A 16540-nucleotide genomic window follows, 5' to 3' on the forward strand; every position below is an offset into this window, starting at 1 on the left:
GCGCAATCTACCTCACTGGCAAACCCAGATTTGTATCAGGCCTTTGCCGCCAACAACGCCTCAAGCTTCTCCTGATCCCGGGCAAACTGGCGAATCCCCTCGGCCAGCTTCTCGGTGGCCATGGCATCTTCGTTCGACGCCCAGCGGAACTGGCTTTCGCTAAGCACCTGGCGCGCCTCGCCGTTTTTGCCTGGCTTCAAGATGCGCGGCAACTCGCCCTGATCATCGCTCAACTGCTGCAGCAACTCGGGGCTGATGGTCAGCCGGTCACAGCCGGCCAGTTGTTCGATCTGGCCGATATTGCGGAAGCTCGCGCCCATGACCACGGTCTTGTAGTCATGGGTCTTGTAGTAGTCGTAAATGCGCGTTACCGACTGCACGCCCGGGTCTTCGGCGCCGACGTAGTCCTTGCCGGTGGACTTCTTGTACCAGTCGTAGATGCGCCCCACGAACGGCGAAATCAAAAACACCCCGGCGTCGGCGCAGGCCTGGGCCTGGGCGAAGGAGAACAGCAGGGTCAGGTTGGTCTGGATGCCTTCTTTTTCCAGCACCTCGGCGGCGCGGATGCCTTCCCAGGTCGAGGCCAGCTTGATCAGCACCCGGTCACGGCCGATACCGGCCTGGTCGTACAGCGCGATCAACTGCCGGGCCTTGGCCAGCAGCGCCGGTTGGTCGAAGGACAGGCGGGCGTCGACCTCGGTGGAGATACGCCCCGGAATCACCTTGAGAATGCCGGCGCCAACGGCTACGGCAAAGGCGTCACAGGCAACGCCGACATCGCCCTTGCTGTGCTCGACCGATTGCTTGAGCAGCTCGGCATAACCGGGCATGGCCGCAGCCTTGAGCAGCAGGGAAGGGTTGGTGGTGGCATCGACCGGTTTCAGGCGGCTGATGGCGTCGATATCACCGGTGTCGGCAACCACAGTGGTGAACTGCTTGAGTTGTTCCAGCTTGGAAGTCATGGGCGTGCTCTGTCCTGTGCAATGGATCGACATTACCCGAGCGCTGCCAGCCGCTCAAGGGCTGGCTGGCAGGCGGGGCGAAGGGGATAAGCCTTCGAGTGCCGAACGGGCCACAGGTTCCAGAACTAACGCCCCTGCAGCAGCTCGCCGGCCTGGTCGAGCAGGGCCAGCGGGTCCTTGCTCTTGTGGATATCCACCGACAGCAACTGGCGGAACTTGCGCGCCCCCGGGAAGCCCTGGCCAAGGCCGAGAATATGGCGGGTGATGTGGTGCATGGCGCCGCCGGATGCCAGGTGCGCGGCAATGTAAGGACGCAATTTGGCCAGCGCCTCACTGCGGCTGATCACCGGCGCCGTGCTACCGAACAACAGCTGGTCGACCTCGGCCAGCAGGTACGGGTTGTGATAAGCCTCGCGGCCGAGCATCACCCCGTCGAAAATCTTCAAGTGCTCCTGGCATTCGGCCAGGGTCTTGATCCCGCCGTTGAGCACCAGTTCCAGGTCCGGGAAGTCGGCCTTCAACTGCGCGGCGACGTCATAACGCAGCGGTGGAATCTCGCGGTTCTCCTTCGGCGACAGGCCCTCGAGAATCGCGATCCGCGCATGCACGGTAAAACTGCGGCAACCGGCGTCGCGCACCTGGCCGACGAAATCGCACAGCTCGGCGTAGCTGTCGCGGCCATTGATACCGATGCGGTGCTTGACCGTTACCGGGATCTGCACCGCATCCTGCATCGCCTTCACGCAATCGCCGACCAGCGCCGGATGGCCCATCAGGCAGGCGCCGATCATATTGTTCTGCACCCGATCGCTTGGGCAGCCGACATTGAGGTTGACCTCGTCATAGCCTGCGGCCTCGGCCAGCTTGGCGCACGCGGCCAGGTCAGCCGGCACGCTGCCGCCCAACTGCAGGGCCAACGGATGCTCGGCCTCGTCATGGCGCAGGAACCGCTCGGCATCGCCGTGCAGCAAGGCACCGGTGGTGACCATTTCGGTGTAGAGCAGGGCGTTGCTGGAGAGCAGGCGCAGGAAGAACCGGCAGTGGCGGTCGGTCCAATCCATCATAGGTGCAACGCTGAAGCGGCGAGACGGCTCAGGGCGTGGGTTTACTGGGGTTGAGGCGGATTCTAGGGGCATGTTCTACGACGCGTTTGCAGCGATTCAGGGGTGTTTTGCTCTGCGCGGTTTGTTACAGCTTGCCGGCGAGAAGCAAAAACAGGGGGGCATTAGTCTACCAAGAGTGCCGAGCGTTCGCTCGTAAGCAGGCTGCGACGAGAGGCAGAACTTCTTCGCCGGTAGCGCTGCACTGTTTTTCTGCACCCGCAGCCCGCGCCAGATTTTCGAATGGCGGCAGATGAACGGGCTTCACCAACAGCGAGCCGATAGCTTTTCGTACAGCCCCTAAACAGGACTCATGTAACCCGACAATACGCCGATACCGTGCAGCGCAAGGTCCATAAAAGGCAGGAGCCTGAACATTGTTCGAACACATCTGGCGCAGCATCCATTCCCCGGGCTACTTCCCCAGCGTACTGGAATGGATGATCGATATTCTCCTCAATCCGTTCATGGTGGTTATGTGTCTGATGGCCGGGGCGCTGGCCGGTAAAGGATGGCGAGCCATCCCCTACGGTAGCCTCACGTGTTATGTGGTATTCCTGAGCCGCTCGCCATTCTATCGGTGGGAAAGCATTTTCCCCGTAGCCGGGCTGCCCGCGCTATTGATTGATGGCGCACTATTGGCCCTGCTCGGCTTCTATTTGAAAGGCGTACTCAGAACCCGCTCAGCAGTAAGACCCGAAGGTCATTGGTTGCGCTGGCTATATCAAAGCCTGAAGGTTGTCATGCTGACAATCGTGGTGATGTTCTGGGTACTCGTTGTGCTGTTCATAGTGATCTTCACCGTCTCGGTCGCTACTCAACCGTCACTGGCGCACTGACCCAACGCCTGCTTGCAGTTTTCGTACAGAACCCAGGACCGTTTCAGGCCGTTGCAGCCGGCAAGCTCATGTGCAGCAACGGGAACGGTCGGCCTTCGCCATCCAGAGGGGAGCGGCCGGTTTGAACAAAACCGTAATGCAGATAAAACCCCACCGCCTGGGGATTTTGCTCGTTTACGTCAACGCTCATCGTATCGCGCGAACCGCGGGCGTAATCCAGTAGCGCTCGGCCAATGCCTTGCCCACGCAGGTCTGGATCAATGAAGAGCATTTCTACGTGCGTTTGATTGAGCCCAACAAAACCCAGTGGGCAGTCTTCAGTATCTACTGCAACCCATAACTCAACAGCGGGTAGGTAGACGTCGCGCAGTTGCGGGAGCAACGCGTCTATGTCGGACGCTTGCAGGAAGTGGTGAGTAGCGCGCACGGAGCGCAGCCAAATGTCGAGCAGTAGCGGGTAGTCGGCAGTATTAGCCTGACGAATGATCATAAAATCATCCTTGTACACTTGATATCGGAGATGGAGGCACGCCAGTGGCTAGCGACCGTATAAGTGTCGGCATCTGTATGACCGCTTCGCGAGTTAACGCCTGGGCAGTGCACGGCAGAGGTAGCCGAAAAGGAGGGGCGAAAAAATTACTGAGTCTCTTTCGATGTGTCAAGAAACTGGACGCTTGGGAGGCGTCAAGGAGCAAGGTTGGGACATCAGTGCTCAGGATGCGATAGCATTGAGCCATTAACGAAGATTTTGCTCACCTGCAAGGGAATGTCTGATGTCGAAACAAATGGGTTCTCTCGGATTGGCGTTGGCCATGACTCTCGGAGCCAGCTCGTCGGCAATGGCCGAAGAAAAGCTGTTCAAGGATTTTGCCTTTGACTCGCCACGGTCAGCCTATACCGAAGCCAAAGGCTATTACGACTGCTCGGAAGATCTTCTCGCTCCCGCCATGTGCAAGGATGATGTGGACTTTATCGGCCACAAATTTACCCTGGCCCTGGTGTTTGCAGGCGGCAAACTGAACACGGTTTCGCTGATCAGTGACTTTGATCAGGAGATCTACACCAACGCCATGACAGCACTGAACAAGACGTTCATGTTGAGTTCGATGTCGGACGCCAACACGCAATTGGACTTGATCGAGCTGGCGAGCAGTGCGCGCAATCGCGACGACTACTTGACCCGGTATACCCGCTATGAAGAAGTGGGCGTTGCGGCGGGGGATTTCACCTACACCTTCCTTGAAGGGGCCGATACCTCGAAGAAATACACCAGTGTCCCAACCTTGCTAAATGGCTCTGCAGATAACATCCGCTGCGCCGAGCTGATGCTGACCGGTGAGGGGGCTGACTCGGCGCTGTACATCCGCTTCTCCTTCCCCAACCTGGAGATGGAAAAAGCCGAAGCGGCGGCGCAGAAGCCGGTCGAATCCTTCTGACCATCAACGCCAGACCAAACCCCGCCCCAAGCGGGGTTTTTCATGCCTGGCGGAAAGTAGAAGTATTAAGTTCTGCAGATATTCCAAGTTGTTATAGTTGAGTTCATTATTTTTATTTCTACTTTCAGTGCCCTGCTTATACGCTGCTTGGAATAACAAATCCGTCGCTGCCTTGCTGATGTCTGAAAGTATGTTATGCTCGGAAAATAACCCCCGCCGCACACCTTCTCCTTACCTGTTTTTCTCACCTAAATTGATGATCTACATCAGTTTTTCGCTCGCCTGCGCCCTCTATATTGAATTTAAAGGAATGAATAACTCTCTCCGCCACGCTGCGAAGTTTTGGTGTGAAAGTTTATAAAACAATAAGGAATCGCCCGTTAGGTTGAGTGCTGTTACGCAGTGCACTCGATCATCATCCGGTGTTACCCATGAAGTCGACCGTTGTCTCTGTTGCCCGCAAACTCAAACTCTATCAATTGGTGGTCTTCGACCAGGTGCTGCGCAGCGGCTCGCTGGTGGGCGCGGCCCAGGCGTTGAACCTGACCCAGCCGGCGGTGACCAAGATCATTCACGAAATGGAAGCCTTCCTCGGCGCCGCCTTGCTGGTGCGCGGCAACCGCGGGGTGCGCGCCACCGAGTTGGGCGGGGTGGTGGTGCGCCGGGCCCATGCCATGCTCACCGAACTGCGCAGCCTCACCGATGAGGTTAACGCCTACCACAGCGGCACCACCGGCCAGGTCATGGTCGGCTCGCTGACCTCGTCATCGGCCTTGCTGTTGCCGCATACCCTGCGCTTGCTCAAGGAGAGTGCGCCGGGGGTGCTGGTGACGGTGCGGGTCGGGCACATGGACCAGCTGTTCTCAAGCCTGCTGGCCGGTGAGCTGGATATTGTCGTCGGGCGCATCCCGGACGACTGGCGCTGGCATGAGTACGAGCCGCGGCTGAAGGTCGATGTGCTGTGCGAGGAGGGGTTGTGCATCGTCGCCGGCGCCGAACACCCGCTGCACGCCAGCGGTCGACCTGTGAGCCTGGCCGAGCTGCATCCGTTCCCGTGGATTCTGCCGCCGCGCAGCGGCCTGCTGCGGCGCACCGTCGACCGTCTGTTCGAGGAGCTGGACCTGGGTCCACCGGCCAATGTCATCGAATCGATTGCGGCCCTGACCAACTACGAACTGATGCAGGACCAACAGACCGTCGGCTTTTTCCCCCTGCAAACCACCCAGCAGTTGGCTCATGGCGGCAAGCTCAAGGCGTTCGACCTCGGCAAGCCATTGAGCTTCGGCCGTATCGGTTGCTTCTACTCGGCCAATCGCAACCTCGACCCGGCCAGCCGGCTGTTCCGCGAATGCCTGACCCTGGCCAATCGGCCCAATGCGCAAAATTAACCCGCTATTCCATATCGCTATAGCTGAAGCCGCTCTATTCATGAGGTATGGCTAATTGCCACACCTACAATGCGGGTACCGATTGATCCCGCAATAACGGATACCCAGCGCATGAGAAGCAATCTGCCGGTCACCCAGCAGGAAGTCATCTTCCAGAACGAACAGCGGCTGATTTCTGCCACCGACCTGCACGGCAACCTGACCTACTGCAATGATGAGCTGGTGGCCATCAGTGGCTTCAGCCGTGACGAACTGCTGGGCAGCCCGCACAATATCGTCCGTCACCCGGACATGCCGGAGGCGGTGTTTGCCCACATGTGGTCGTACCTCAAGGACGGCAAGAGCTGGATGGGCATCGTCAAGAACCGTTGCCGCAATGGCGATCACTATTGGGTTAGCGCCTATGTCACGCCGATCCTCGAAGGGGCCGTGGTGGTGGGCTACGAGTCGGTGCGGGTCAAGCCGCAGCGTGCCGATATCGAGCGCGCCGCCGCGCTCTATGAGCGTATGCGTACGGGCAAAAAAAACTGGAACCTGAAAGGCCTGGCACAGGTGTTGAAGGAACAGGCACTGGCGCCCGTGGCGCTGGGTGTGCCGGGCCTTGCCGCGGTGATCTACCTGGACACCTGGGCTGCCCTTGGCGTGCTGGCCTGTGGCTTTGTCGGCATGCAGGTGGCCGCCCACTGGAATCTGCAGCACAAGTTCGCCCTGGCCAGGCGCGCCACCGGCGACAGTTTCGACAGCGAGCTGATTGCCCGCACCTACACCGACGAGCAGGGCGCCGTAGCGCAGTTGATGATGGCGCTGATCAGCGAACAGGCCAAGGTGCGCACGGCCTTGAGCCGCTCAGGCGACTATGCGCAGAAGACTGAAAGCATGGCCGGCGAAAGCGGCAAGCTGGCCCAGGCCTCCGAGTCGTCGCTGCAACGCCAGCGCGATGAAACCGACATGGCAGCCACTGCCATGACCCAGATGGCCGCATCGATCTCCGAGGTGTCGACCCACATCCACGACACTGCCCGCGAAGCCGACGACGTCAACCAGCTGACTCGCGTAGGCTCCGAAGAGGCAGGCAAGACCCGTCTGGTAATCGAGAAACTGCAGGACACGGTGAACCAGATCAGCCAGTCGGTGGAGAACTTCGCCGACGAAACCCAGTCGATCCAGATCGCCTCGAACATGATTCGCCAGATCGCCGACCAGACCAACCTGCTGGCCCTCAACGCCGCCATCGAAGCGGCGCGGGCCGGCGAGCAGGGCCGTGGGTTTGCCGTGGTCGCCGATGAGGTACGGGCGCTGGCGTTCAAGACCCAGGAGTCGACCGAAACCATCCAGACCATCATCCAGTCGCTGCACAGCGCTGCCAACCAGGCGGTGGATATCGCCCGCCAGGGCAGTGACGAGGCCCATGCCGGTGTCGATCAGGTGATCGCCACCCAGAACGCTCTGGAAGGCATCGGCGTGGCGGTCGAGCATATCCACCAGATGACCGAGCAGATGGCCGCCGCCTCCGAGCAGCAGGCCCATGTCGCCGAAGACATCAGCCGGCAGATCACCACCATCGCCCAGGTCTCGGAGCAGAACGTCGATATCGCCGCCAGCTCCGCGACCATCGGCCGTGAGCTTGAGCACACGGCGCATGAGATGTATGCGCTGGTGGACCGGTTCAACCGCTAGGCCGCGATCATGACCCGAGAAGATTTCGACAAGCTCGCGGCCAACGCCGAGCGCGAGCTGACCAGCATTCCCTATGCGATTTTCGAAGCCGCCGCCGACGCTATTGTCATCACTGATGAGTGGGGGCGGGTGCAGGCAATCAACGCGGCCGCGCAGAAATTGTTCGGCTACAGTTTTGCCGAACTTGCCGGCGCGAATATTGCCCGGCTGATGCCCAGGGCCTACGCCGAGCGTCATGATCAGTGCCTGGCGTCCTACCGCGCCGGCGCCGGGCGCAAGCTCAATGGCCTGGTGCGCGAGCTGCTCGGCAAGCGCAAGGACGGTTCGTTGTTCGACCTGCACGTCAGTGTCGGCGAGCTGTTGCTAGGCGGCCGGCAGTTGCTGATCGGGGTCTGCTATGACATCAGTGAGCAGTTGCAGATGCATCGGCGCATCAACCACCTGGCCAGCCACGACACCCTGACCCATTGCATGAACCGCAGCGCCCTGCATGAGCGCCTGCAACAGGAGATCGCCCTGGCGGTAGCCCATGTGCAGCAACTGGTGCTGGTGTTCATCGACCTCGATGGATTGAAGAACATCAACGACAACCATGGCCATTACGTCGGTGACCGTGTGCTGGTCGGCGTCGCCGAGCGCTTTCGCCAGTGCCTGGCCGGCATGGGCCTGCTGGCCAGGGTCGGCGGTGACGAGTTTGTCGTGGTCGTGCGCCAGCCATTTGCCGAGCAGGGCGGCATGAGCCTGGCCACGCGCCTGTTCGACTGCCTGCAGGCACCGCTGCGGATCGATGGCATGGCCCTGACTGTGCGCGCGAGCCTCGGGGTCAGCACCTGCGCCAATTGCCCTGAGGGCGAAACGCCGGCGCCCGATCAACTGATCATCGATGCCGACTTTGCCATGTATCAGGCGAAGAAGGCCGGCGGTAGTCGCATCGCTTGTTTCAACCCGGCCATGCGCATCACCCAGCACCGCGAACAGCAGCGTCTGGAGCGCTTGCGCCAGGCTATCGAAACTCAGCAGCTGGAGCTGCATTACCAGCCGCAGTTCGGGCTGGCCGACCCGCAACGGATCACCGGGCTTGAGGCCTTGCTGCGCTGGAACGACGGGGCCAATGGCCCGGTGTCGCCCGAGGTGTTCATCCCCCTGGCCGAGCAGAACGGCCTGATGTCAGCGCTCAACGCCTGGGTGGTTACACGGGCGTGTGCGGACAACCGTGCGCTGATCGAGGCCGGCCTGCTGGACGTACCGGTGGCGGTGAACATGAGTGGCTATTCGTTCATGCAGTGCGATTTTGTCGCCAAGCTTACGGCCATCCTCGAGCGCAGCGGCCTGCCGGCCAACCGCCTGGAAATCGAGGTGACCGAAACGGCCGCGCTCAAGGATATCGAGCAGGCCCGGCAGAACGTTTTGCTGTTGCAAGGTATGGGCGTGCGGGTGTCGATCGATGATTTTGGTACTGGCTATTCATCGCCCAGTACCTTGCGCGCCTTGCCGTTCGAGAAGCTCAAGATCGACCGGGTGTTCATCAGCGAGGTCCAGGGCAACCCGATTGACCAGGCCATCGTCAAAGGCTACCTGATGCTGGCCGAGAGCTTGAGGATCCAGGTGGTGGCCGAGGGCGTGGAGACCCGCGAGCAGCTGGATTACCTCAAGGCACAGGGGTGCAGTTTCGGTCAGGGTTTCTGGTTCTGCCGACCGTTGCCGATGGACAGGTTGCTGCAGTTTGTCATGGGGCGTGAGCGGGCCGGGTGTCGGCTGGTCAGATAGCTGTGGCAAGGCTTGTCTTGACTCGATCATCCCCTGCACAACGGCAATGAACTCACCTGGAAAAGGACTTCCCGACACCTTCCTGCAGGCCGCCGTTCAGATCGAACGCTGGCCAACCCGCTGTGACAACGCCTCTGCCGATTCCTTGCGCTCGGAGTAGCGGTCCACCAGGTAATCGCTACGCCCGCGCAGCAGCAGGGTGAACTTGACCAGCTCTTCCATCACGTCGACCACGCGGTCGTAGTAGGCCGAAGGTTTCATCCGGTCGTTACCGTCAAACTCCAGCCAGGCCTTGGGTACCGAGGACTGGTTGGGGATGGTGAACATGCGCATCCAGCGCCCCAGTACACGCAGCTGGTTGACCACATTGAACGACTGCGAGCCGCCACACACCTGCATCACCGCCAGGGTCTTGCCCTGGGTCGGGCGCACTGCACCCATGGCCAATGGCACCCAGTCGATCTGCGCCTTGAACACCGCCGACATGGCGCCGTGACGCTCCGGCGAGCACCACACCTGGCCTTCGGACCATTGCATGAGTTCGCGCAGTTCGACGACCTTGGGATGGTTGTCGGGCGCGTCGTCAGGCAGGGGCAGGCCGCTGGGGTTGAAGATCCGCGTTTCGGCGCCGAAGTGTTCGAGCAGGCGCGCGGCTTCCTCGGTCAGCAGGCGGCTGAACGAGCGTTCGCGGGTTGAGCCATAGAGCAGCAGGATGCGTGGTTTGTGTCCGTCATGTGCGGCGTTGGCCGGGATCAGGTCGAGATCGAGATTGGGTAGGTGGTCGCTCATTGGGGCTCCGTTTACAAAGTGCCGATGCGGTCGATTTCAGCCTGGAGCTGGTCGCGGCTCAGGCGCTCGAAGGGCAGGGAGAGGAAGGTTTTGCAGCGCAGCTCTATGTGCGCCAGGGAGGCGTCGAAGGCGGCATCGAGCTGGGCTTCGCTGCCATGGACTTCGGAAGGGTCTGCCAGGCCCCAGTGGGTTTTCAGTGCCGGGCCGAAGTACAGCGGACAGGCTTCGCCAGCGGCGTTGTCGCAAACGGTGATGACAATGTCCGGCGGGTTGTTGGCGAAGGCGTCGTTGCCTTTGCTGGTCAGGCCGCGGATGTCGATACCCGCGCGTTGCAGGGTCGACAGGCTGCGAGGATGCACCTGGCCCTTGGGAAAACTACCGGCGCTGACCGCTTCGAAACCGGCCGGAGCCAGGTGATTGAACAGCGCCTCGGACAGGATGCTGCGACAGCTATTGGCAGTGCACATGAACAGGACTCGCATGGGACAACTCCTTAGCAGCAGCTTGCACGGGCAGGGCGATCACCCATGCCGTCGAGACGGGTGCTGTCGGCGTCGAGCCACTGGCCATTGGCCTCGAGGGTCAGTTGCAGCACTTCCCTCACCCAGGTCGGCAGTTGCGGGTTGAGCCGGTAATACACCCACTGGCCCTGACGGCGGTCGAGCAACAGGCCGCAGGTGCGCAGTTGGGCCAAATGCCGGGAGATTTTCGGCTGGCTGTCGTCGAGCGCGCACATCAGCTCGCACACGCACAGCTCGCCTTCGCGAACGATCAGCAGCGTGGCGCGGGCGCGGGTTTCATCGGCCAGGCATTTGAACAGGGCGGTAGGGGTAAGCATCGAATCGACCCGAGGTAATATGTGGAAAATCGAATATACGGATATCCGCATATATATGGCAAGCCCGATGTGCTAACCGGCCAGCAGCTCCCCGATCAGGATGCCCAGCGGTAGAATGCGCCGCTCACCTGAAACGGAATTCATCATGACCGCACCGCTGCATGCCGCCTTTCTCTCCCTGCTGGCCTTGCCTGGCGCTACCCAGGCCGCGCCCGCAGAACCGGTACCGCTGTACCAGCCCCTCAAGGACTGGGTGGTGGGCTGTGACAACACCCGCGAGTGCACGGCGCTGGCGGCCGATACCAGGGCCGACATGCCGCTTGGAATCCAGGTGGTGCGAGGGGCTGGCAGCGATGGCCAACTGCAGGTGACGATTTACAGCAGGAGCTCGCTGGAGGGGCCGTTACAGCTCGATGGCAAGCCGCTGGCGCTACCGTTGAACGAGGCACAGGCCAACGGCGTGGTTTACTGGCACGCCAGTGGCGAGCAGGCCATGACCCTGCTCAAGGCCTTGCGCAATGGTTCGCAGCTGACCTCGCAGAGCAATGATGGCCAGCTCGGCAGTTCTCTCAACGGTCTGAGTGCTTCGTTGTTGCTGATCGATTCGGTGCAGGGGCGGGTGGGGCATCGCAGTGCCTTCGTCCGCCCAGGTGTGGCGTCGGACAGCGCCGTGCCGCCGGCGCCGGCGCTGCCGAAGCTGGCGCCATTTGTACGCCCCGAACCGATGGGCGAAGCAGAGGCCAGGCGTATTACCGAGGTGGTCATGGCGGCCACCGCAGGCGACTGGCGCGATCCTGACGCGGACTGGACACCGGACAGCGCCCAGGCTTATGCCTTGAGCCGGGATACTGCGCTGGTCAGCTTTCGTTTCGGCTGCGGCGCCTACAACTGCGAATATGTGCTGTACACCACTTCGCGGGCTCACCCCGAGCAGGCGAAGGCGTTGCAGTTCGAGAATATTGCCGGGCAGGAGCAGTGGGGCGATTTCGGTGGTTCGGTGGGTTATGACCCGGACACCGGCGTGCTCAGCAGTTTCATCCTGGCCCGAGGCATAGGCGATTGCGGTGTCGACCAGAGCTGGCGCTTCGATGGTGAGCGCATGCAACTGCGCTCGCTGGCGCGGATGGGCAGTTGCAGCGGCAGCTGGCCGGACAAGTGGCCGGTGCTGTGGCGCACGCAGGATTGAACCTTGGGGCTACGGCGTAGCCCATCGCCGGCAAGGCCGGCTCCCACAGGGGTGATGTCGCCTGCTACCCCTGTGGGCGCTGGCCTTGCCAGCGATCAAGTGCGTAGCACTCGTAGATCAAGCGACACACTCAGAACGCCAGCTTGTAGCCGATCATCAGCAGCATGCCCGCCAGGCAAGGGCGCAGGATGCTGTCGGAAATCCGTCCGGTCAGGTGGCTGCCCATGTAGATGCCCGGCAGCGAGCCCAGCAGCAGGTAGCCGAGCAGCGACCAGTCCATGTTGCCCATGCTCGCATGGCCCAGGCCTGCGACCAGGGTCAGTGGCACGGCGTGGGCGATTTCGGTGCCGACCAGGCGGCGGGTAACCAGGTAGGGGTAGAGCAGGAACAGCGCCACGGTCCCCAGGGCACCAGCACCGATGGAGGTCAGCGAGACCATGACGCCGAGCACCACACCGGTGGCTACGGTCAGCAGGTTGAGGCTGGTGCCGCTCAGGTGATAGCGGTCGCCGGCATGTTTGCTGGCGAATGCCTGGAGTTTGCTTTTGAACAGGATGGCCAGGGCAGTGAGGACCAGAACGACGGCCAGGCCTTGTTTGATGATGGCGTTGGCGGCCTGGGTGTCGGCGTCCAGGCTGGCGAGGAACCACAGGGTCAGGGCTGCGGCCGGGACGCTGCCGAGGGTCAGCCAGCCGGTGATTTTCCAGTCGATATTCTTGTTCTTGCCGTGGACCCAGACGCCGCTGGCTTTGGTGATGGCGGCGTAGAGCAGGTCGGTGCCTACGGCGGTGGCGGGGTTGATGCCGAACCACAGCAGGATCGGGGTCATCAGGGAGCCGCCGCCGACGCCGGTCATGCCGACGATGAATCCTACTACCAGGCCTGCAAGGGTAAAACCGAAAGAACCTACATCCATAAGTAACCTAAACGCCCAACGTGCCCGTGATCGGATGGCAGCCAGCATAAAGGTTTTTTTATAGCTAAATAGACTAGTTCGTTATTAGGTTATAACTGTGTGAGGTGTCGGGAGGGGGAAGATTATCCGTTTGCCAGGGGACAGCTCCAGCAAAAATGCTTGCCCCACCAGGGCGCTACGCTGCTCTTGTGGGAGCGGGCTTGAGCCGCGATGCGATATCACAGGCAGCGCATCACCGATCCGTCATCACCACCATCACATGCGCATCCCCACCATCTTCCGTCTCCGACAGATAAATATGCCCGACATTACTGTTGAAGTACGCCGTCTCCTGCGGGCCAATGCTCACGGCTTCACCCGTCTCGAACACAATGCGCACCCGCCCGCTGAGCACCAGGGCAAATTCCTGCCCCGGGTGGCGGATGAATTCATCGAACTGTTGCCGCTCGCGGGCGATGATCCGCGCATACATTGGCGTCATCAGCCGCTCGGGAAATTCCCCGGCGATCGGGTGGTAGTCGTAGGTCCCAGTGCTGTAGCCGGGCGCCGTGGGCAGGGAGTTGACCACCACCGTGGTCGGCACCGGCATATCGCTCACGCCTGAAGCGCGAAACAACTGGGCAATATCAACCTTCAGCGCCCGCGCCGCCGCCGCCAGTTTCTCGTAGCTCACCGAGACCTGGGCCAGTTCCATTTTCGACAGGGTCGACACCGGTACCCCGGACAGTGCTGACAACTGCTTGAGCGTCAGTTGCTGGGCCTTGCGCACGCTACGCAGGCGCGCTCCGACTTCGGCGCGGTCAATCAGTGGCAGCGCACCAGGGCGGTCGTCGGCAGGGGAGCGGTCGGCACTCATCAAGCATCTCGGTCAGACAAAACGGACCCGCATCTTACCGTGGCGGCTTGCATAATCCGAAATTCTCATATATTAGAATTCTCACAAATGATAATTTCACTGCGCAGGCGATTGCACGGCTATGACAGAGACCTTCGACATCGTGATCATCGGCGCCGGTATTGCCGGCGCTTCATTGGGCTATCGCCTGGCTGACGGACAACGGGTGCTGATGCTCGAGCGCGAAACCCAAGCCGGTTACCACTCCACAGGACGCTCGGCCGCGATGTTCATGGAGGCTTACGGCACACCGCAGATCCAGGCGCTGACTCGCGCCAGCCGGGCCTTCTATGAGTCGCCGCCGCCAGGCTTCTGCGAGCATGCGCTGCTCGAGCCGCGCGGCTGCCTGTATGTGGCGACGCTGGAGCAACAGGCGCTGCTCGACAGCACCTATGCCCAAAGCCTGGCCAACGGCACCGAGGTCACCTTGCTCGACCGCGATGGGGCGCTGGCGCTGGTGCCGAGCCTGCGTGGCGAGGTATTGGCCGGAGCAGTGCTGGAGCCCGGTGCCATGGACCTGGATGTGCATGCGCTGCACCAGGGTTTTCTGCGCGGTTACCGCCAGGCCGGCGGCCAGTTGCGGTGCAACGCCGAGGTGGTGGAGGGCCGCTACCACGAGGGCCACTGGCACCTGAGCCTGGCCGACGGCAGCGGCATTCAGGCCCGCCAGGTGGTCAATGCCGCGGGCGCCTGGGCCGATCGCATCGCTGCGGTCTGTGGTATCCAGCCCATCGGCCTGCAGCCGTGCCGACGCTCGGCGTTTACCTTCGAAGGCCCGCAGGACCAGGCCTTCAGCCGATGGCCAGCGGTGATCGGCGTCGATGAAAGCTTTTATTTCAAACCCGATGCCGGGCAGTTGCTCGGCTCGCCGGCCAACGCCGACCCGGTCGAGCCCCAGGACGTGATGCCCGAAGAGCTCGACGTGGCCATCGGCATCTACAACATCGAAGCCATCACCACCCTGGCGATTCGCCGGCCCAGCCATACCTGGGCCGGGCTGCGTTCGTTCGTTGCCGATGGCGACCTGGTGATCGGCCGCGACCCGCAGAATCCGGCGTTTTTCTGGCTGGCGGCGCAAGGCGGTTACGGTATCCAGTCCGCCGCTGGCGCTTCGCAACTGGCGTGCGCGCTGCTGCTTGAGCAGCCGCTTGCAGCAACCTTGAGCGCCGAAGGGGTCGAGCCGCAACGCTTGTCCCCGGCGCGCTTTCGTTAACCCCCGAAGGAGATTTCCCATGAGCTCAACTATCCAGCGTATCCCCAGCCACCTGCCGTATCCGTTCTCCAAGGCGGTGAAGGTCGGCGGCTTTCTGTTCCTTTCCGGGCAGATCCCCATGCGCGCCGACGGCGAAGTGGTGCGTGGCGACATTCAGGTTCAGACCCGGGCCGCTCTGGAACGCATCGGCGAAACCCTGGCCGAATGCGGCGTCGGTTTCGATCAGGTGATCAAGGCCACTGTGTGGCTGTCCGACATGGCCCATTTCGCCGGTTTCAACGAGGTGTACAAAAGCTTCTTCGCCAACGGCTACCCGGTGCGCTCCACCGTCAGTGCCGGCCTGGCCCTGGGCGTGGATGTCGAGATCGAAGTACAGGCCTGGATCGGCAACGACTGAGGCACCACAGCAACACTGGGTAAAAACAACAACAAGGCCCGGGCAGGGCCATCGATACCAGAGGGTTGAAAATGAAAGAGCAGCTGAAAATTGCAGGCGCCTTTATCGGCGTGATCGTTGGCGCGGGTTTCGCCTCGGGGCGGGAGCTGTTGCTGTTCTTTGTCGACTTCGGCCTCTGGGGCCTGCTCGGGGCGCTGGTCAGCGCAGCGTTGTTCACTTTCCTCGGCATGGCCCTGGCCGGGCTGGGCAATCGCTTGCAGGCGGCCTCGCACAAGGATGTGGTGTATGCCATCTGCGGGCGCCACTTGGGCTTGTTAGTCGACCTGTTGATCACCTTCTTCATGTTCGCGGTCACCGTGGTGATGCTTGCTGGCGGTGGGGCCTTGCTGGAACAGCAGTTCGCCATTCCGGCGCTGGCCGGTAGCATGCTGGTCACCGTGCTGGTGGTGGCGGTGGTGTGCCTGGATGTGCAAAAGGTGATCCTGCTGATCGGTGCGGTGACGCCGTTTCTGATCCTCATCGCCACGGCCATTGCCTTGTACGCGGTGTTCACCCGCGAGCTGAGCTTTGCCGCCCTGGACCAGGTGGCCAGCCAGCAGGAGGCGGGCACCAGCCACTGGTTGCTCGGTGCGTTCCTGTACGTGTCGTACAACATCGTCGCCGGTGCGCCGATCCTGGCGATTCTCGGCGGCTCGGCACGCCTGGAGAAGACCGCGATCTGGGGCGGGATTCTTGGCGGTGCGGCCTTGGGCGGGCTGATGTTGGTGATGAGCGCAGGGCTGCTGTCACGCCTGGATACCGTCGCCGATCTGCCGATGCCGATGCTGTCGATTGCCAGCGAAATTTCCCCGGCACTGGGCGTGATCATGTGCGTGATCATCTTCGGCATGATCGTCAACACCGCAGTGGGCACGTTGTATTCGTTCCTGGCGCGGCTGTTGCCGGCGGGCACCCGCAGTTTTCGTCTGGGCTCGGTGGCGGCGGGAGTGGCGGCGTTTGTCTGCAGCCTGATCGGCTTTATCAGCCTGGTCGGCCAGGTCTATCCGTTCTTCGGTTACCTGGGCTTCGTGCTGATGCTGGCGGTATTGATCGGCTGGTTGCGCCTGGGGCGGGCCAAGCGGGTGCTGGCGGTGTAGC

16 protein-coding genes and 2 pseudogenes are annotated in these 16540 nt (G+C 61.7%); 10 read left to right on the top strand and 8 right to left on the bottom strand.

Annotated elements, in window-relative coordinates:
• Nucleotides 1-35: 35 nt before the first annotated feature.
• Both tal and dusA read right to left on the bottom strand, forming a co-directional pair.
• Nucleotides 36-962, bottom strand: a complete 927-nt coding sequence (tal, locus tag CCOS864_RS09895; protein WP_115086134.1) for a transaldolase — start codon at nt 960-962, stop codon at nt 36-38.
• Between the two features lie 125 nt (nt 963-1087).
• Nucleotides 1088-2098 carry a tRNA dihydrouridine(20/20a) synthase DusA gene (gene dusA / locus CCOS864_RS09900; RefSeq protein ID WP_115086135.1) on the bottom strand — a complete coding sequence of 337 codons (1011 nt, stop codon included), beginning with the start codon at nt 2096-2098 and terminating at the stop codon, nt 1088-1090.
• A 341-nt stretch (nt 2099-2439) separates the two neighbouring features.
• Between dusA and CCOS864_RS09905 the strand changes: the two genes are divergently transcribed.
• The gene (locus CCOS864_RS09905; protein WP_115086136.1) at nt 2440-2901 is read left to right on the top strand and encodes a hypothetical protein; all 462 of its coding nucleotides are present in this window, start codon (nt 2440-2442) and stop codon (nt 2899-2901) included.
• A 43-nt stretch (nt 2902-2944) separates the two neighbouring features.
• On the opposite strand, the gene CCOS864_RS09910 is transcribed toward CCOS864_RS09905, so the two are convergent.
• Nucleotides 2945-3391 (bottom strand): acetyltransferase, encoded by a 447-nt coding sequence (locus CCOS864_RS09910; protein ID WP_115086137.1) that lies wholly within the window; start codon nt 3389-3391, stop codon nt 2945-2947.
• A 283-nt stretch (nt 3392-3674) separates the two neighbouring features.
• Here CCOS864_RS09910 and CCOS864_RS09915 point away from each other — a divergent pair, with 283 nt between their 5' ends.
• The 5 genes and pseudogenes from CCOS864_RS09915 (at nt 3675) to CCOS864_RS09930 (ending at nt 9169) form a co-directional block, all read left to right on the top strand.
• On the top strand, nt 3675-4337 hold the full coding sequence (locus CCOS864_RS09915) for a hypothetical protein (protein ID WP_148708524.1): 663 nt from the start codon (nt 3675-3677) through the stop codon (nt 4335-4337).
• Between the two features lie 431 nt (nt 4338-4768).
• Entirely contained in the window at nt 4769-5725 is a 957-nt protein-coding gene (locus CCOS864_RS09920; RefSeq protein WP_115086139.1) for a LysR family transcriptional regulator, read from the top strand.
• Between the two features lie 111 nt (nt 5726-5836).
• Nucleotides 5837-6094, top strand: a pseudogene (locus CCOS864_RS28710) (PAS domain S-box protein); the annotation flags it as partial.
• A gap of 360 nt (nt 6095-6454) precedes the next feature.
• Nucleotides 6455-7402: pseudogene (locus CCOS864_RS28715) on the top strand (methyl-accepting chemotaxis protein); the annotation flags it as partial.
• Nucleotides 7403-7411: 9 nt separating this feature from the next.
• Complete coding sequence (locus CCOS864_RS09930) at nt 7412-9169, top strand: putative bifunctional diguanylate cyclase/phosphodiesterase (protein ID WP_115086141.1); 1758 nt, start codon at nt 7412-7414, stop codon at nt 9167-9169.
• Nucleotides 9170-9265: 96 nt separating this feature from the next.
• Here the strand turns inward: CCOS864_RS09930 and arsH are convergent, their stop codons facing one another.
• The 3 genes from arsH to CCOS864_RS09945 are packed head-to-tail and all read right to left on the bottom strand — an operon-like array spanning nt 9266 to nt 10796.
• Nucleotides 9266-9958, bottom strand: a complete 693-nt coding sequence (gene arsH / locus CCOS864_RS09935; RefSeq protein ID WP_100782374.1) for an arsenical resistance protein ArsH — start codon at nt 9956-9958, stop codon at nt 9266-9268.
• Nucleotides 9959-9969: 11 nt separating this feature from the next.
• Entirely contained in the window at nt 9970-10440 is a 471-nt protein-coding gene (locus CCOS864_RS09940; protein WP_115086142.1) for an arsenate reductase ArsC, read from the bottom strand.
• A gap of 11 nt (nt 10441-10451) precedes the next feature.
• Complete coding sequence (locus CCOS864_RS09945) at nt 10452-10796, bottom strand: metalloregulator ArsR/SmtB family transcription factor (RefSeq protein ID WP_115086143.1); 345 nt, start codon at nt 10794-10796, stop codon at nt 10452-10454.
• Between the two features lie 145 nt (nt 10797-10941).
• Between CCOS864_RS09945 and CCOS864_RS09950 the strand changes: the two genes are divergently transcribed.
• Complete coding sequence (locus CCOS864_RS09950; RefSeq protein ID WP_167458872.1) at nt 10942-11982, top strand: DUF1176 domain-containing protein; 1041 nt, start codon at nt 10942-10944, stop codon at nt 11980-11982.
• 130 nt (nt 11983-12112) lie between these two features.
• Here CCOS864_RS09950 and CCOS864_RS09955 read toward each other — a convergent pair whose 3' ends face one another.
• The gene (locus tag CCOS864_RS09955) at nt 12113-12898 is read right to left on the bottom strand and encodes a sulfite exporter TauE/SafE family protein (RefSeq protein WP_115086145.1); all 786 of its coding nucleotides are present in this window, start codon (nt 12896-12898) and stop codon (nt 12113-12115) included.
• Between the two features lie 232 nt (nt 12899-13130).
• Nucleotides 13131-13754 carry a helix-turn-helix domain-containing protein gene (locus tag CCOS864_RS09960; RefSeq protein WP_010227048.1) on the bottom strand — a complete coding sequence of 208 codons (624 nt, stop codon included), beginning with the start codon at nt 13752-13754 and terminating at the stop codon, nt 13131-13133.
• A gap of 121 nt (nt 13755-13875) precedes the next feature.
• On the opposite strand from CCOS864_RS09960, the gene CCOS864_RS09965 reads away from it, so the two are divergent.
• The 3 genes from CCOS864_RS09965 (at nt 13876) to CCOS864_RS09975 (ending at nt 16539) form a co-directional block, all read left to right on the top strand.
• On the top strand, nt 13876-15006 hold the full coding sequence (locus tag CCOS864_RS09965; protein WP_115086146.1) for an NAD(P)/FAD-dependent oxidoreductase: 1131 nt from the start codon (nt 13876-13878) through the stop codon (nt 15004-15006).
• Nucleotides 15007-15025: 19 nt separating this feature from the next.
• Entirely contained in the window at nt 15026-15403 is a 378-nt protein-coding gene (locus CCOS864_RS09970) for a RidA family protein (protein ID WP_010227046.1), read from the top strand.
• A 71-nt stretch (nt 15404-15474) separates the two neighbouring features.
• Nucleotides 15475-16539, top strand: a complete 1065-nt coding sequence (locus CCOS864_RS09975; protein ID WP_115086147.1) for a YkvI family membrane protein — start codon at nt 15475-15477, stop codon at nt 16537-16539.
• Nucleotide 16540 lies beyond the last annotated feature (1 nt).

The sequence above is a fragment of the Pseudomonas wadenswilerensis genome, from assembly GCF_900497695.1.
Taxonomy (GTDB): Bacteria; Pseudomonadota; Gammaproteobacteria; order Pseudomonadales; family Pseudomonadaceae; genus Aquipseudomonas; species Aquipseudomonas wadenswilerensis.

Coding starts and splice junctions, on each gene's coding strand:
- tal (WP_115086134.1), bottom strand. CDS start 962: ATGACTTCCAAGCTGGAACAACTCAAGCAGTTCACCACTGTGGTTGCC.
- dusA (WP_115086135.1), bottom strand. CDS start 2,098: ATGCCCCTAGAATCCGCCTCAACCCCAGTAAACCCACGCCCTGAGCCG.
- CCOS864_RS09910 (WP_115086137.1), bottom strand. CDS start 3,391: ATGATCATTCGTCAGGCTAATACTGCCGACTACCCGCTACTGCTCGAC.
- CCOS864_RS09915 (WP_148708524.1), top strand. CDS start 3,675: ATGTCGAAACAAATGGGTTCTCTCGGATTGGCGTTGGCCATGACTCTC.
- CCOS864_RS09920 (WP_115086139.1), top strand. CDS start 4,769: ATGAAGTCGACCGTTGTCTCTGTTGCCCGCAAACTCAAACTCTATCAA.
- CCOS864_RS09930 (WP_115086141.1), top strand. CDS start 7,412: ATGACCCGAGAAGATTTCGACAAGCTCGCGGCCAACGCCGAGCGCGAG.
- arsH (WP_100782374.1), bottom strand. CDS start 9,958: ATGAGCGACCACCTACCCAATCTCGATCTCGACCTGATCCCGGCCAAC.
- CCOS864_RS09940 (WP_115086142.1), bottom strand. CDS start 10,440: ATGCGAGTCCTGTTCATGTGCACTGCCAATAGCTGTCGCAGCATCCTG.
- CCOS864_RS09945 (WP_115086143.1), bottom strand. CDS start 10,796: ATGCTTACCCCTACCGCCCTGTTCAAATGCCTGGCCGATGAAACCCGC.
- CCOS864_RS09950 (WP_167458872.1), top strand. CDS start 10,942: ATGACCGCACCGCTGCATGCCGCCTTTCTCTCCCTGCTGGCCTTGCCT.
- CCOS864_RS09955 (WP_115086145.1), bottom strand. CDS start 12,898: ATGGATGTAGGTTCTTTCGGTTTTACCCTTGCAGGCCTGGTAGTAGGA.
- CCOS864_RS09960 (WP_010227048.1), bottom strand. CDS start 13,754: ATGAGTGCCGACCGCTCCCCTGCCGACGACCGCCCTGGTGCGCTGCCA.
- CCOS864_RS09965 (WP_115086146.1), top strand. CDS start 13,876: ATGACAGAGACCTTCGACATCGTGATCATCGGCGCCGGTATTGCCGGC.
- CCOS864_RS09970 (WP_010227046.1), top strand. CDS start 15,026: ATGAGCTCAACTATCCAGCGTATCCCCAGCCACCTGCCGTATCCGTTC.
- CCOS864_RS09975 (WP_115086147.1), top strand. CDS start 15,475: ATGAAAGAGCAGCTGAAAATTGCAGGCGCCTTTATCGGCGTGATCGTT.